The organism is Actinomyces dentalis DSM 19115, assembly GCF_000429225.1.
Taxonomy (GTDB): Bacteria; Actinomycetota; Actinomycetes; order Actinomycetales; family Actinomycetaceae; genus Actinomyces; species Actinomyces dentalis.
The window spans coordinates 38492-52861 of the sequence record NZ_AUBL01000019.1; the positions used below are offsets into that span (position 1 = coordinate 38492).

At 75.5% G+C, this 14370-nt stretch carries 12 protein-coding genes; all 12 read left to right on the forward strand.

The window, feature by feature from the left end; translation table 11 throughout:
* Nucleotides 1-65: 65 nt before the first annotated feature.
* Nucleotides 66-1685, forward strand: coding sequence for a UDP-N-acetylmuramoyl-L-alanyl-D-glutamate--2,6-diaminopimelate ligase (locus G446_RS0105725; RefSeq protein WP_026409433.1), 1620 nt, complete (start codon nucleotides 66-68; stop codon nucleotides 1683-1685).
* Nucleotides 1682-3196 carry a UDP-N-acetylmuramoyl-tripeptide--D-alanyl-D-alanine ligase gene (locus G446_RS0105730; RefSeq protein ID WP_026409434.1) on the forward strand — a complete coding sequence of 505 codons (1515 nt, stop codon included), beginning with the start codon at nucleotides 1682-1684 and terminating at the stop codon, nucleotides 3194-3196. The genes G446_RS0105725 and G446_RS0105730 overlap by 4 nt, the downstream gene beginning before the upstream one ends.
* Nucleotides 3193-4281 (forward strand): phospho-N-acetylmuramoyl-pentapeptide-transferase, encoded by a 1089-nt coding sequence (gene mraY / locus G446_RS0105735; protein ID WP_026409435.1) that lies wholly within the window; start codon nucleotides 3193-3195, stop codon nucleotides 4279-4281. The genes G446_RS0105730 and mraY overlap by 4 nt, the downstream gene beginning before the upstream one ends.
* Before the next feature lie 160 nt (nucleotides 4282-4441).
* Nucleotides 4442-5935, forward strand: a complete 1494-nt coding sequence (gene murD, locus G446_RS0105740) for a UDP-N-acetylmuramoyl-L-alanine--D-glutamate ligase (protein WP_026409436.1) — start codon at nucleotides 4442-4444, stop codon at nucleotides 5933-5935.
* Nucleotides 5932-7242, forward strand: a complete 1311-nt coding sequence (locus tag G446_RS0105745; RefSeq protein ID WP_245574600.1) for a peptidoglycan glycosyltransferase FtsW — start codon at nucleotides 5932-5934, stop codon at nucleotides 7240-7242. The genes murD and G446_RS0105745 overlap by 4 nt, the downstream gene beginning before the upstream one ends.
* Nucleotides 7235-8467, forward strand: a complete 1233-nt coding sequence (locus G446_RS0105750) for a UDP-N-acetylglucosamine--N-acetylmuramyl-(pentapeptide) pyrophosphoryl-undecaprenol N-acetylglucosamine transferase (RefSeq protein ID WP_026409438.1) — start codon at nucleotides 7235-7237, stop codon at nucleotides 8465-8467. Before G446_RS0105745 ends, G446_RS0105750 begins: the two co-directional genes overlap by 8 nt.
* A complete protein-coding gene (gene murC / locus G446_RS0105755; protein WP_026409439.1) occupies nucleotides 8464-9984 on the forward strand; it encodes a UDP-N-acetylmuramate--L-alanine ligase in 1521 nt (506 codons plus the stop codon). The genes G446_RS0105750 and murC overlap by 4 nt, the downstream gene beginning before the upstream one ends.
* Nucleotides 9981-10943, forward strand: coding sequence for a cell division protein FtsQ/DivIB (locus tag G446_RS0105760; protein ID WP_026409440.1), 963 nt, complete (start codon nucleotides 9981-9983; stop codon nucleotides 10941-10943). The genes murC and G446_RS0105760 overlap by 4 nt, the downstream gene beginning before the upstream one ends.
* Nucleotides 10944-11107: 164 nt before the next feature.
* Nucleotides 11108-12415, forward strand: a complete 1308-nt coding sequence (gene ftsZ / locus G446_RS0105765; protein WP_026409441.1) for a cell division protein FtsZ — start codon at nucleotides 11108-11110, stop codon at nucleotides 12413-12415.
* A gap of 8 nt (nucleotides 12416-12423) precedes the next feature.
* On the forward strand, nucleotides 12424-13284 hold the full coding sequence (locus G446_RS0105770) for a purine nucleoside phosphorylase YfiH/LACC1 family protein (protein ID WP_051285690.1): 861 nt from the start codon (nucleotides 12424-12426) through the stop codon (nucleotides 13282-13284).
* 123 nt (nucleotides 13285-13407) lie between these two features.
* Nucleotides 13408-13884 carry a cell division protein SepF gene (locus tag G446_RS0105775; protein WP_026409443.1) on the forward strand — a complete coding sequence of 159 codons (477 nt, stop codon included), beginning with the start codon at nucleotides 13408-13410 and terminating at the stop codon, nucleotides 13882-13884.
* 13 nt (nucleotides 13885-13897) lie between these two features.
* The gene (locus G446_RS0105780) at nucleotides 13898-14203 is read left to right on the forward strand and encodes a YggT family protein (protein ID WP_026409444.1); all 306 of its coding nucleotides are present in this window, start codon (nucleotides 13898-13900) and stop codon (nucleotides 14201-14203) included.
* The last annotated feature ends 167 nt before the right edge of the window (nucleotides 14204-14370 follow it).

A 14370-nucleotide genomic window follows, 5' to 3' on the forward strand; every position in this document is an offset into this window, starting at 1 on the left:
CGGGCGGGGGCCACTGCGCCCTCCGCCCCAGACCCGCCCCCGAGTGTCGCGCTAGATTGAGGGACATGAGCAACCACGCCTACGAGTCGGCTGCCGCGCTGCGCCCGCAGCGCTGCACCCCGACCGCGCTCAACGACCTGGCCGAATGCTTCGCCCTGGATGCGAGCCGGATCGATCCCTCCCGCCTGCCCGAGATCCTCGTCACCGGTGTGAGCGTCGACTCCGGCGACGTCGCCGCCGGAGAGCTCTTCACGGCCCTGCCCGGCTTCAAGCGGCACGGCGCCCTCTTCGCCGCCGAGGCGGCGGACTCCGGCGCCGTCGCCGTCCTGACCGACGAGGCCGGGGCCGAGATCGTGCGCCGCGAGGCGCCGGATCTGCCGGTCCTGACCCACCCCGACCCGCGCGCCGTCGTCGGCCCACTGGCGGCGCGGATCTACCACCACCCGGCCCGCCGCCTGACCACCACCGCGGTGACCGGCACCAACGGCAAGACCACCACCTCCTACTTCCTCGACGCGATCCTGGCCGCGCACCTGGGCGGCTGCATGGTCGCCGGAACCGTGGAGCTGCGCGTGGGCGGCCTGTCCGTGGAGTCCCCGCGCACCACCGTCGAGGCCCCCGTCCTGCAGCGGATGATGGCCCTGGCCGTCGAGGAGGGCGTGGGGGCCGCGAGCCTGGAGGCCTCCAGCCACGCCATCGTCCTGCACCGCCTGGACGGCTTCGCGGTCGACGTCGCCGGCTTCACCAACCTCCAGCGCGACCACCTCGACTTCCACAAGACCATGCAGGGCTACCTCGACGCCAAGGCCCGCCTGTTCACCCCCGAGCACGCCCGCCGCGGCGTCGTGTGCGTCGACGACGAGTGGGGCGCCCGGCTGGCCGAGCGCATCGCCGGGGCGGGCCTCATCGGCCTCGACCGGGTGCGCGCCTACCCGGTCGAGGGCGACCCCGCCCGGGGGACCGACTGGTGGGTGAGCGACGCCGCCGTGTCCATGACCGACGCCGCCACCACCTTCACCCTCCACGGCCCCGACGCCGAGCGCATCGAGGCCTCCTGCCCCCTGCCCGGCCTGGTCAACGTCCAGAACGCCGCCCTGGCCCTGGTCATGGCCCTGCGCGCCGGGGTCCCGGCCGGCACCGCCGTGACCGCCCTGGCCGGCGCCCACAACATCCCCGGGCGCATGCAGCGCATCAGCCGGCGCGACGGCGTGCGCGGCACCTGCATCGTCGACTTCGCCCACACCCCCGACGCCATGGAGCTCGCCCTCAAGGCCGTGCGCCAGATCACGCCGGGGCGCCTCATCGTCGTCTTCGGCTCCGACGGCGACCGCGACCGGGGCAAGCGGCCCATGCTCGGCGCCATCGCCGCGCGCCTGGCCGACGTCCTGGTCGTCACCGATGAGAACCCGCGCAGCGAGGACCCCCAGACGATCCGCGACGCCGTTCTGGCCGGCGTGCGCTCCGTGCGCCCCGATATGAGGGACGTGGAGGAGATCACCACCTGGCGCGGCGACGCCGTGCGCCGCGGCGTCGAGCTGTGCGGCCCGCAGGACACCGTCATCGTCACCGGCAAGGGGCACGAGCCCTTCCTGGAGATCGCAGACGAATTCATCCGTTACAACGACGCCCCCGTCATGCGGGAGGCGGTGGAGGCCAAATGGCCCGCTGAGGAGGAGCCAGCATGATGACCCGCAACCTGCTCGAGATCGTCGCCATGTGCGGCGGCGTGCTTCACGCGGCGCAGGGCACCGCGGACTCGGTGCGAGCCACCACCGTGACCGGCGTCTTCACCGACTCCAGGAAGGTGGCCCCGGGCGGCCTCTTCGTGGCCATCGCGGGCGAGCACGACGACGGGCACCAGTTCGTGCCGGCCGCCGCGCGCGCCGGGGCCGTGGCCGCCCTCGTGCACGACCTCGACGGCGTGCGCTCCGCCCTGGCCGACGCCGGGCTCGCCCCGGGCTCGCTCAACCTCATCACGGTGTCCGACACCGTCGAGGCGCTCGGGCGCCTGGCCCGCGCCCACCTGGCCGACCTGCGCGAGCGCGCCGCCGAGCACGGCCGCGCGCTGACCGTCGCGGCCATGACCGGCAGCGTGGGCAAGACCACCACCAAGGACCTGACCCGCCAGATCCTGGCGGCCCAGGCCCCCACGATCGCCCCGGCCGCCAGCTTCAACAACGAGATCGGCCTGCCCCTGACCGTCCTGAGGGCCGACGAGACCACCCGCTTCCTCATCCTGGAGATGGGGGCCTCCGCGCCCGGGCACATCGCCTACCTCACCTCCATCGCCCCGCCGGACGCGGCCGCCGTCCTCGTGGTCGGCCACGCCCACATGGACGGCTTCGGCTCCCTCGACGGCGTCGCCCGCGCCAAGGCGGAGATCATCGAGGGCCTGCTGCCCACCGGCACCGCCGTGGTCAACCTCGACGACGAGCGCGCCGCCGCCATGGGCGAGCTCGCGCCGGGGCCGGTCCTGACCTTCTCCGCCACCGGCGACGCCCGGGCGGACCTGCGCGCCGACCTCGTCGAGCTCGACGACGGCGCCCACCCGGTGATCGACCTGCACCTGCCCGGGCTGTCCGCGCCCGCCCGGGTCCGCCTGGGCCTGCCGGGCGTCCACAATGTGACCAACGCCCTGGGCGCCGCCGGGCTCGCCCTGGCCGCCGGGGTCAGGCCCGAGGCCGTCGCCGCGGCTCTGGGGCGGGCCGTCAGCGAGAGCCCGCACCGCATGGACGTGCGCGAGCTGGAGCTGGCCGGGCTCAACGGCCACAGCCTGGGGATCCTCCTCATCGACGACTCCTACAACGCCAACATCGACTCCATGACCGCCGCCCTGGACGCCCTGCCTGCGCTGGCCGGCGAGCGCCGGCGGGTCGTGATCGTCTCGGAGATGCTGGAGCTGGGGGACTCCTCCGCCGCCGACCACGCCCGCACCGGCGAGCTCGCCGTGCAGGCGGGGGCTGCCCTGCTGCTGACGATCGGTCGCGGCGCCGCGCCCGCGGCCCAGGCGGCCCGCGCCGCCGGCATCAAGACCCTCCAGGTCGCCGACGCCGATGCCGCCCTGGACCTGCTGGGCTCGGAGCACTCCCCGCTGCGCGACGGCGACGCGGTCCTGGTCAAGGGGTCGCACGACTCGGGGGCGTGGCGGCTGGCGGACTTCCTCGTCGAGCGGTCCGAGGAGGGCGCCCAGCGATGACCGCCATCCTCGTCGCGGCCGCCGTCGGGCTCCTGCTGGCCCTCCTGGGCACGCCGCTGCTCATCCGCTTCCTTCACCGGCGCGAGTACGGCCAGTTCATCCGGCAGGACGGCCCCCAGGGGCACTTCACCAAGCGCGGCACCCCCACCATGGGCGGGCTGGTCATCATCCTGGCCACCGTGCTCGGCTACGGGGCCGCCAACCTCATCGAGCTGCGCACCCCCCGGGCGAGCGGGATCCTGCTGCTCTTCCTCATCGTGGGCCTGGGGCTGATCGGCTTCCTCGACGACTTCGAGAAGATCTCCAAGCAGCGCTCCCTGGGGCTGCGGGCCTGGCAGAAGATCGCCGGGCAGGCCCTGATCGGGATCACCTTCTCGGTGACCGCCCTGCGCTTCGCCGACCGCAACGGCCTGACCCCCGCCTCCACCCGCGTCTCCTTCGCCAGCGACACGAACATCGACCTGGCCTTCGCCGGGGCGGGGGCGGGCCTGGTCCTGTTCGTCCTGTGGGCGAACTTCCTCATCACCGCCTGGTCCAACGCCGTCAACCTCACCGACGGCCTCGACGGCCTGGCCGCGGGGAGCTCGGCGATGGTCTTCGGCGCCTACACCCTCATCGGCGTGTGGCAGACGAACCAGTCGTGCACCTACCGCCACTTCGACGTCGTGGCCAGGCTGTGCTACCAGACCCGCGACCCGCGCGACATGGCCATGATCGCAGCCGCCCTCATGGGGGCCTGCTTCGGCTTCCTGTGGTGGAACGCCTCCCCGGCCAAGATCTTCATGGGGGACACGGGCTCGCTGGCCCTGGGCGGGGCGCTGGCGGGCCTGTCGATTCTCACGCGCACGCAGTTCCTCGCCGTCGTCCTGGGCGGGCTCTTCCTGGCCGAGGTCATGAGCGACGTCATCCAGGTCGCCTCCTTCAAGTCCACCGGCAGGCGGGTCTTCCGCATGGCGCCCCTCCACCACCACTTCGAGCTGGGCGGGTGGACGGAGGTCAACGTCGTCATCCGCTTCTGGATCATCGCCGGCGTGTGCGTCGTGGCGGGCCTGGGCCTGTTCTACGCCGAGTACCTGGTGTCCTGACCGCCCGGCCCGTCCGCGGCCGGGTGCGGGTCCGGGCGCGGCGCGTCTGCCGCGCGCCCGCGCCCGGCCCGTCTACGGTCGGGTGCGGGTCCGGGCGCCGGACCCGCACCCGACCGGCCGGGCGCTTCCAGCCGCAGCAGTGAGCAGCAGTGAGGGGAACGTGAGCAGCATCGACGTCGTGGCCGACCTGGCCGGGGCCCGCGTGGGCGTGGTGGGGCTGGGTCGCACCGGCCTGGCCGTCGTCGACGTCCTGGGCGCCTACGGGGCCCGGATCGCCGTCTTCGACACGCGGGAGGAGGCCCTGGACGACGTGCGGGTCGGGCCCGGCGGGCCGGTCGTGTCCGCCGTCGCCGGATCCGACGAGGCCGTGGCGGCGGCCGTGGGCGAGGCGGGCCTGGACCTGCTCATCGTCTCCCCGGGGGTCCCCGCCACCGGGCCCGTGCTGCGCCGGGCCGGGCGGGCGGGCCTGGAGACCTGGAGCGAGATCGAGCTGGCCTGGCGCCTCCAGCGCGCCACCCGCCCCGAGGTGCCCTGGCTGACCGTCACCGGCACGGACGGCAAGACCACCACCGTGGGGATGCTCTCGGCCATGCTGGGCGCGGCGGGCCTGAGGGCCCCGGCCGTGGGCAATATCGGGGTCCCCACCGTCGCCGTCGTCGCCGAGGGCCGGGCCGACGCGCTGGCCGTGGAGCTGTCCAGCTTCCAGCTGCACACCACCCGCACGCTCAGCCCCCTGGCGGCCGCCTGCCTCAACGTGGCCGCCGACCACCTCGACTGGCACGGCGGGATGGAGGCCTACGCGGCCGACAAGGCCCGCGTCTACGCCCGCGCCCGGCGCGCCGCCGTCTACAACGTCGCCGACGCGGCGACCCTGGCCATGGTGGAGGGGGCCGACGTCGCCGAGGGCTGCCGGGCCATCGGCTTCACGCTGGGCGCGCCGACCCCGGGCCGGCTCGGCCTGGTCGCCGACGCGCTCGTCGACCGGGCCTGGTGCGCCGACCGCCGCCGCGCCGGGCGCGAGCTGGCCTCCCTGGCCGACCTGGCGCACCTGGCGCCGGGCGGGCGGGTCGACCGCCTGCCGGCGCACCTGGTCGCCGACGCGCTGGCCGCCGCGGCCCTGGCCCTGGCCCACGGGGCGCTCGCCGACCACCCCGGCGCCGTGGCCGAGGGGCTGCGGGCCTTCGCGCCGGGCGCCCACCGGATCGCCACCGTCGCCCGGGGCGGGGGCGTGACCTGGGTCGACGACTCCAAGGCCACCAACGCCCACTCCGCCCGGGCGGCCCTGTCCGGCCTGCCCGAGGGCGGCTGCGTGTGGATCGTCGGGGGGGACACCAAGGGCGCCGACCTGCGCCCGCTCGTCGCCGCCGTGCGCACCCGGCTGCGGGCGGCCGTCGTCGTCGGCGCCGAGCCGGACCGGGTCCTGGCCGCCCTGGAGGAGGAGGCCCCCGGCGTGAGCGTCGTGCGGGTGCCCGACGGCGCCCCGGAGGAGGTCATGGAGGGCGCGGTGCGCGCGGCCGGGCGCCTCGCCCGGCCGGGGGACACCGTCATGCTCGCGCCGGCCGCGGCCTCCTGGGACCAGTTCCGCTCCTACGCGCAGCGGGGCGACCTGTTCGCCGCCGCCGCGGCGCGCCTGGTCGAAGCCGCGGGGGCGTGAGCGTGGCGCCGCGCCGGGACGACGACCCGCCGGAGCCCTCCGGCGGGCGGCCGGCCGGGCCGGTCCGCCGGGGCCGGTCCCGGCTGTGGGCGCGCCTGATCGGCCCCGACGGGCCGGTCGGCCAGGCCCACGCCGCCCTGAGCTACTACGCGCTGCTCATCTCCACGCTCTTCCTGCTCACCTTCGGCCTCATCATGGTCTTCTCCGTCCAGTCGGTGACCATCGCCGCCGGCGGGGGCAGCGCCTTCACCGCCTTCCTGCGCTACCTGGTCATCGCCGGGGTGGGGCTGGCGGCGATGGTGGCGACCTCCCGCATCGACCGCGTCTGGCTCCAGCGCCTGGCCGTGCCGGCGCTCCTGCTGGCCGCGGTGCTCCAGAGCCTGGTCCTGGTGCCCTCCCTGGCCACCTGCGCCGGGGGCAACTGCAACTGGGTGCGCCTGCCGGTCGTCGGCCAGGCCCAGCCCTCGGAATTCATCAAGCTGGCCCTGGCCCTGTACATCGGCTGGGTCGCCGCCCGCCACAAGGAGCGGCTGCGCGGGGGGTGGAGCGTCGTCCTGTTCGTCTTCGCGCCCGCGGGGGCGGCGATCGGGCTGGTCATGCGCGGCGGCGACCTGGGCACGGTCGTCATCCTGGCCCTGCTCATGGCCGGCGCCCTGTGGATGGGCGGCCTGGGCAAGACGTGGTTCGTCGGGCTCTTCGCCGCGGGGCTGGTCGCCTTCGGCGGGGCGACCATGCTGTCGGCGAACCGGCGCGCGCGCATCATGGCCTGGCTCCACCCGGAGGCCGCCGACCCCCTCGACGTGGGCTACCAGCCCCTCCACGGCCGCTACGCCCTGGGCACGGGCGGCTGGGCCGGCGTGGGGCCCGGCTCGTCGCGCCAGAAGTGGGGCTATCTCACGCAGGCGGACTCCGACTACGTCTTCGCCGTCCTGGGCGAGGAGTTCGGGCTCGTGGGCACCATCCTGGTCATCGGGCTGTTCGCCGTCGTCGGCTGGTGCTGCCTGCGCATCATGCGCCGCTCGCAGGACCTGTACGTGGGCGTGGTCACCGGCGGCATCATGTGCTGGATCATCGGGCAGGCCCTGGTCAATATCGGGGTCGTCGTGGGGATCCTCCCGGTCCTGGGCGTGCCCCTGCCCCTCATCAGCGCCGGCGGCTCCTCGCTCGTGTTCGTCCTGACCGCCATCGGGGTGCTGCTGTCATTCGCCCGCCACGAGCCGGGGGCGGAGCGCGCCTTCGCCACCCACGGCGGAGCCGTACGCCGTACCCTGGCCGTGATCTCGACCCGCAGGAGGAATCGTGCCTGAGACCCCACCACCCGGGGCGGAGCCCCTCGACCCCGTCCCGGCCCCGCGCGTGCTCCTGGCCGGGGGCGGCACCGCGGGCCACGTCAACCCGCTGCTGGCCACCGCCGCCGCCCTGCGCGACCCGGCCCTGGGCGGCCGGGAGGAGACCGGGATCCTCGTCCTGGGCACCGCCGAGGGCCTGGAGGCGGACCTGGTGCCCGAGGCAGGCTTCGACATGGCCGTGGTCCCGCGCGTGCCCATGCCCCGCAGGCCCACCGGCGACCTGTTCATGCTGCCGCGCCGGCTGAGCCGGGCGGTGGGGGCCGCCGGCGAGGCCATCGAGGCGGTGGACGCCCAGGTCGTCGTCGGCTTCGGCGGCTACGTGTCCACCCCGGCCTACCTGGCGGCCCGCCGGGCCGGGGTCCCCGTCGTCATCCACGAGCAGAACGCCCGCCCGGGACTGGCCAACCGCCTGGGCGCCTCCTGGGCGGCCGCCGTCGCCCTGACCTTCGCCTCCACGCCCCTGCGCTCCTCCAAGGGCCGCACCGAGGTCACCGGCCTGCCCCTGCGGCCCGCGATCGGCGAGCTGGTCGCCCGCCTGGCCGAGCCCGACGGCGCCGCGGCCGCCCGCCGCTCCGGCGCCGCCGCGCTCGGCCTGGATCCGCGGGCCCCCACCGTGCTCATCACCGGCGGCTCGCTGGGGGCCCAGCGCCTCAACGAGGTGCTCGCCGCCGCCCTGCCGTCCCTGAGCCCGGACCTGCAGGTCCTGCACCTGACGGGGCGCGACAAGGACGGCCCGGTGCGCGCCGCCGTCGAGGCCGCCGTGGCCGACGGCGCCGACCCCGGCCTGGCCGAGCGCTACCACGTGCTCGACTACCTGGTGGCCATGGAGCAGGCCTACGCCTGCGCCGACGGGGTCATCTGCCGCTCCGGCGCCGGCACGGTCGCCGAGCTGACCGCCCTGGGCCTGCCGGCCCTCTACGTGCCGCTGCCCATCGGCAACGGCGAGCAGCGCCTCAACGCCGCCGACGTCGTCGCCGCCGGGGGAGGCCGCCTGGTGGCCGACGCCAGGCTCACCGCCGCGGACGTCGTGGACTTCACCGCCCTGCTCACGCGGCCCGCCGAGCGCGGGGCCATGGCCGCCGCCGCCGCCTCCACGGGCGTGCGCGACGGCGCCCGCCGCCTGGCCGACCTCATCCGCACCGTGGCCCGCGAGGGCTCCCCGTCCCCCAGGAGGAAGGCATGAGCGCCGCCCCCGTCCCGTCGCAGGCCCCGCTGAGCGGCCGGAGCTTCCACCTCATCGGGGTCGGCGGCGCCGGCATGAGCGTGGTCGCCCAACTGCTCGCCGAGGAGGGGGCGGCGGTCACCGGCTCGGACAGCCACGACGGGCCCGCCCTGGACCGGCTGCGCCGCATCGGCGTGGGCGTGAGCGTCGGCCACGACGCCGCGCACGTGCCCGCCGGGGCGGTCGTGGTCGTCTCGACGGCCATCAAGGAGACCAACCCCGAGCTGGCGGCGGCCCGGGCGCGGGGCCAGGAGGTCGTCCACCGCTCCCAGGCCCTGGCCCTGGCGGCGCGGGGGCGCGACTTCGTGGCGGTGGCGGGCGCGCACGGCAAGACCACGACCTCCGGGATGCTCGCCGAGGCCCTGACCGTCGCCGGGAGGGACCCCTCCTTCGCCATCGGCGGGGTGGTGCGGGCCCTGGGCACGGGCGCGCACGTGGGGGCGGGGCGCGCCTTCATCGCCGAGGCCGACGAGTCCGACCGCTCCTTCCTCAACTACGAGCCGCTCATCGAGGTCGTCACCAATGTCGAGCCCGACCACCTCGACAACTACGGCACCCCCGAGGCCTTCGAGCGGGCCTTCCTGGACTTCGCGCGCAACTGCCTGCGGCCCGGCGGGCGCCTCATCGTGTGCGCCGACGACCCCGGCGGGGCGCGCCTGGCGCGGGCGGCGGCCGAGTGGGGCGTGAGCGTGACGACCTACGGCGTGCGCGGCCCCGGCGAGGGCGGGGACGGGCGGCTCGTCGACGACGCCCACGTGCGCGTGCAGATCACCGAGCGCCGCGCCGACGGCACCAGCGCGACCCTGACCCTGTGGAGCGACGAGACGACGGGCGGGGGGCCCGGCCCGGTGCGCCCCGAGGACTGCGCGGTCACCGGCCCGATCCCCCTGGAGCTGAACGTGCCCGGGGACCACGTGGCCCTCGACGCCGCCGGCGCCTGGGCCGCCGGGATCGAGCTCGGGGTGGATCCGGCGCTCATGGCGCGCTCGCTGGGCGCCTTCGGCGGGACCGGGCGGCGCTTCGAGGACCGCGGCGAGGCCGACGGCGTGCGCGTCGTCGACGACTACGCCCACCACCCCACGGAGATCGAGGCCCTCCTGCGCACCGCCCGCCGGGTCGCCGGCGAGCGCGGCGGGCGGGTCCTGGTCCTCTTCCAGCCCCACCTGTTCTCCCGCACCGAGGCCTTCGCCCCCCGCTTCGGCGCCGCCCTGGGCCTGGCCGACGAGGTGGTCGTGGCCCCCGTCTACCCGGCGCGCGAGACCCAGGAGGACTTCCCGCACGTCACCGGCGCGACCGTGGCCGACCGGGTCCCCGGCGGGGCCCGCTACCTCGCGGACGGGCGGGCGGCCGCCCGGCTGATCGCCGACGAGGCCCGCCCCGGCGACCTGGTGCTCACGGTCGGGGCCGGCGACGTGACCGAGCTGGCCGGCGTCGTCCTGGAGCGCCTGGCCGCCCGCGCGCCCCGGGAGGGGGCGTGAGGAAGCCGAACGCGCCGCGCCCCGAGGTCCCCGTCCCGTCGGGGGAGTGGAACCGCCCGACCCGCCGGGCGGCGGGGACGCCGGACGAGGGGGCGCAGGCGGCCCCGCAGGGCCTGGAGCCGCGGCGCTCGTCGGCCGACTCCCCGCAGACCGGGGCCCTGGCGCTGTTCGGGCGGCGCGACGTCGAGCCCGCGGCGCGCCAGAGCGGCCGCGGACGGGACCGGGTCGTGTCCTCGGGCCTGACCGAGCGGCTGTCCGAGCGCCGCCGGGCCCTGCGCACGCTGCGGCTGCACCGCCTGGGGACGGCGCTGGGGCTGCTGGGCGCGGCGGCCGTCCTGGTGTGGGCCGCGGCCTTCTCGCCCCTGCTGGCGCTGCGGTCCGGGGACGTGACCGTCACCGGCTCCGACGGGACGGTCCAGGCCGCCGACGTGCAGCGGGTCGTCGCGGCCCACGAGGGGATCTCGCTCGTGCGCCTGGACCCGGCCGCCGTGGGGCGGGAGGTGGCCGACTCCCTGGTGCGGGTGCGCACGGCGCGGGTCACCCGCTCCTGGCCGCACGGCGTGAGGGTCGACCTGACCATGCGCCGGCCCATCGCCGTCCACGAGGTCGAGCAGGGCTACGAGGTGCTCGACTCCGAGGCCGTCGTGCTGGAGACGGTCCCCGCCCCGCCCTCCGGCCTGGTGATGATCGCCGGTCAGGACGGCGCCGAGCCGGACGCCCGGGCGGTGTCCGCGGTCACCGGCGTGGTCGGCAGCCTGGACGCGGAGACCCTCGCGCGGGTCGCCCGGGGCAGCGCCGGGGCGACCGGCCAGGTCACCCTCGTGCTCTCCGACGGCGCCCGGGTGCGGTGGGGGGACGCCTCCGAGTCGGCCCTCAAGGCCCGGGTGCTCAAGGTCCTGCTGTCCCAGCGGGCCTCCGTCTACGACGTCTCCAGCCCGCATGCGCCCACGACGTCCTGACGACATCCCGATCGGGGGGAACACGCCGCACCCAAATCCGTGCGCCGGGCCCCGCGGGCCCCTAGCGTTGGGTTCGTCATCGCGTGAATGACATAAGTATGAACCTTAACTTGAGGTTAAGGGTTGAGGGGAGCCCACGGGCTCGGACTACGGCGGAGGCAACAGTGGCGGAATCCCAGCACTACCAGGCAGTCATCAAGGTGGTGGGTGTCGGCGGTGGCGGCGTCAATGCGGTCAACCGCATGATTGAGGCCGGTCTGCGCGGCGTCGAATTCATCGCCGTCAACACCGACGCCCAGGCGCTGCTCATGTCCGACGCCGACACCAAGCTCGACGTCGGCCGGGACCTCACGCGGGGCCTGGGCGCCGGCGCCGACCCCTCCATCGGGCGCAAGGCCGCCGAGGACCACGAGGACGACATCCGCGAGGCCCTGGAGGGCGCGGACATGGTCTTCGTCACCGCCGGCGAGGGCGGCGGCACTGGCACGGGCGCCGCCCCCGTCGTCGCCCGGGTCGCCCGCGAGCTGGGCGCCCTGACCATCGGCGTGGTCACCCGCCCCTTCGCCTTCGAGGGCCGCCGCCGCGCCACCCAGGCCGAGGACGGCGTGCACAACCTCAGGGAGGAGGTCGACACCCTCATCGTCATCCCCAACGACCGCCTCCTGCAGATCGCCGACCGCAATATCAGCGTCGTCGACGCCTTCAAGCAGGCCGACCAGGTCCTCCTCCAAGGTGTTCAGGGCATCACCGAGCTCATCACCACCCCCGGCCTGATCAACGTCGACTTCAACGACGTCAAATCCGTCATGCAGGACGCCGGCAGCGCCCTCATGGGCATCGGCTCGGCCGCCGGCGACGGCCGAGCCCTGGCCGCCACCGAGCAGGCCATCGCCTCCCCGCTGCTGGAGTCCTCCATCGACGGCGCCCACGGCGTGCTGCTCTTCTTCCAGGGCGGCTCCGACCTGGGCCTGTTCGAGATCTCCGAGGCCGCCAACCTCGTGCGCGAGGCGGTCCACCCCGAGGCCAACATCATCTTCGGCAACGTCGTCGACGGCGCCCTGGGCGACGAGGTGCGCGTGACGGTCATCGCGGCCGGCTTCGACGAGGAGCCCGTGTCCACCGCCAATCTCCGGGACGTGTCGGCCCCCCGCCACAGCGCCGCCCCGGACCGCAAGCCGGACGGGGTCCTGGGCGGACCCTCCCCCCGCCACAGCGCCGCCTCGCCCGCCCCGGCCCCCAGCCGCGGCGGAGCGCACGCCGCCGCCAACCCCGTGACCCGCCCGGTGCCCCGGCCGGTCGTCACCCCACTGCCGCCCGCGGCCGCGCCCCGGGAGGCGCCCAGGACCAGCGAGGTCCCCGCCTACGTCGACGAGGCCACCACCCAGGCCGCCCCCGAGCTCGAGGTGCCGCGCGTCATCGGCATCGAGCCGCAGCAGAACGACGAGATCGACCTGCCGGACTTCCTGCGCTGAGACGCCCCGTGAGCACCACCGGCCGGCACGACGAGACCCCCGAGGGGACCGCCGTCGAGCTGCTGGCCGCCGCACTGGGCCCCCGCGCCCGCGGATGCTTCACCACCCGCGGCGCGGGGGCCCCGCCCGTGAGCGCCCAGGACCCCTACGCCGGACTCAACCTGGCCCTGCACGTGGGCGACGACGCGGCGCGGGTCGGCCGCGCCCGCCGCCGGCTGGAGGAGGCCCTCGGCCTGGGGCCGGGGCGCCGGGCCGGAGCCGGACCGCGGCCGCCGGGCCTGGCCTGGATGAACCAGATCCACTCCGCCGTCGTCGCCCGCGCCCGCCTCCAGACGCGCCCCGACGACGCCCCCGCGGCGGACGCGCTCGTGCTCTCCTCGCGCGCCTCCCCGGCCGCCCGGCGCCCGGCCGGCGCGGCCGTCATGGTCGCCGACTGCGTGCCCCTGCTCCTGGCCGCCGACGACGGGACCATCGTGGCGGCCGTCCACGCCGGGCGGCGCGGCATGCTCGACGGCGTGGTGACGGCCGCCGTCGAGGCCATGGCCGGGCTCGGGGCCGACCCGGCCGGGCTGTGGGCCGCCATCGGGCCGGCCATCTGCGGCTCCTGCTACGAGGTCCCCGAGCGCATGCTCCAGGAGGCGGCCGCCCGCGAGCCCGCCTGCGCGGCCCTCACCCGGTGGGGCACGCCGGGCCTCGACATCGCCGCCGGCGTCGTGGCCCAACTGCGCCGGGCCGGGGTGCGGCGGATCGACCGGCCGGGCTGGTGCACCTACGAGGACCGGCGCTTCTACTCCCACCGGCGCGACGGAACCACGGGGCGCATCGTCGGCGCGGCGCTCGCGGCGCCGACGGACGGGGTGGGACAGTGATCGCTTTGTGCCCTTCCACCCGGGACACGCCGTCGCCAATCGTCCCGGTGACGACGCCGCCCCGCTAGCGTCGTTGGCATGCCCGGACCGAGAGGGACCGGCAGGACACAGGAGCGAGAGACCATGAGCGCGCTGCGCAAGATGACGAGCTTCCTCGGCTACGCCGAGCCCACCGGGGACGACGACGGTTACGAGGACACCTACCACCACACCGCGGATGAGACCTACGCCGAGGAATTCGCCGACGGCGAGAGCGAGCAGCTCGACGACTACGACTCCTACGAGGAGCCCGACGCCGCGGCCCCGGTCGCCGTGCCCGACCTGCGCCGCATCGTCACGGTCCACCCCTCCACCTACAACGAGGCCCGCGTCATCGGCGAGTCCTTCCGCGACGGCGTCCCCGTCATTGTGAATCTCACCAATATGAACGAGTCCGACGCCCGCCGCATGGTGGACTTCTCCGCCGGGCTGGTCTTCGGCCTCCACGGGGCCATCGAGCGGGTCACGCCCCGCGTGTTCCTCCTGACGCCCGCCAGCGTCGAGATCGACGGCGGGGACGTCGCCGCCCAGGCGCGCGGCCGCTTCGCCAACCAGGGCTGAGCGGCGGCGATTCGTGAGCGTCATCACGTACATCGTCGTCATCCTTCAGAGCGTGCTCAATCTGTACCTGCTCGTCCTGCTGTGGCGGGTGGTACTGGACTGGGTCGGGATCTTCGCCCGCCGGTGGCGCCCCAAGGGGGTCGTCCTGCTGGCGGGCAATGTCGTCTACGCGCTGACGGACCCGCCCCTGAACCGGCTGCGCCGCCTCGTCCCGGGCCTGCGGCTGGGCGGGGTGGGGATCGACCTGAGCTTCCTCGCCCTGTACGCCGCGATCATCGTGATCCAGTACCTGCTGGGCGCCCTGGTCCGCTTCGCCTGACCCATCAGGCTACTCCCGTCCGTGGCATCCCGGCGAGCGGCGTCCTCGCTCCAACGCCCCTTGCGTGGCATGACGCACGGCACTCTTGCTTCATCAATCACTCCTGAACCTCGAGTTTCAGGTACTCTGTCCGCATGAGTACCTGGCGACCTGGTGCTCGTGACAGC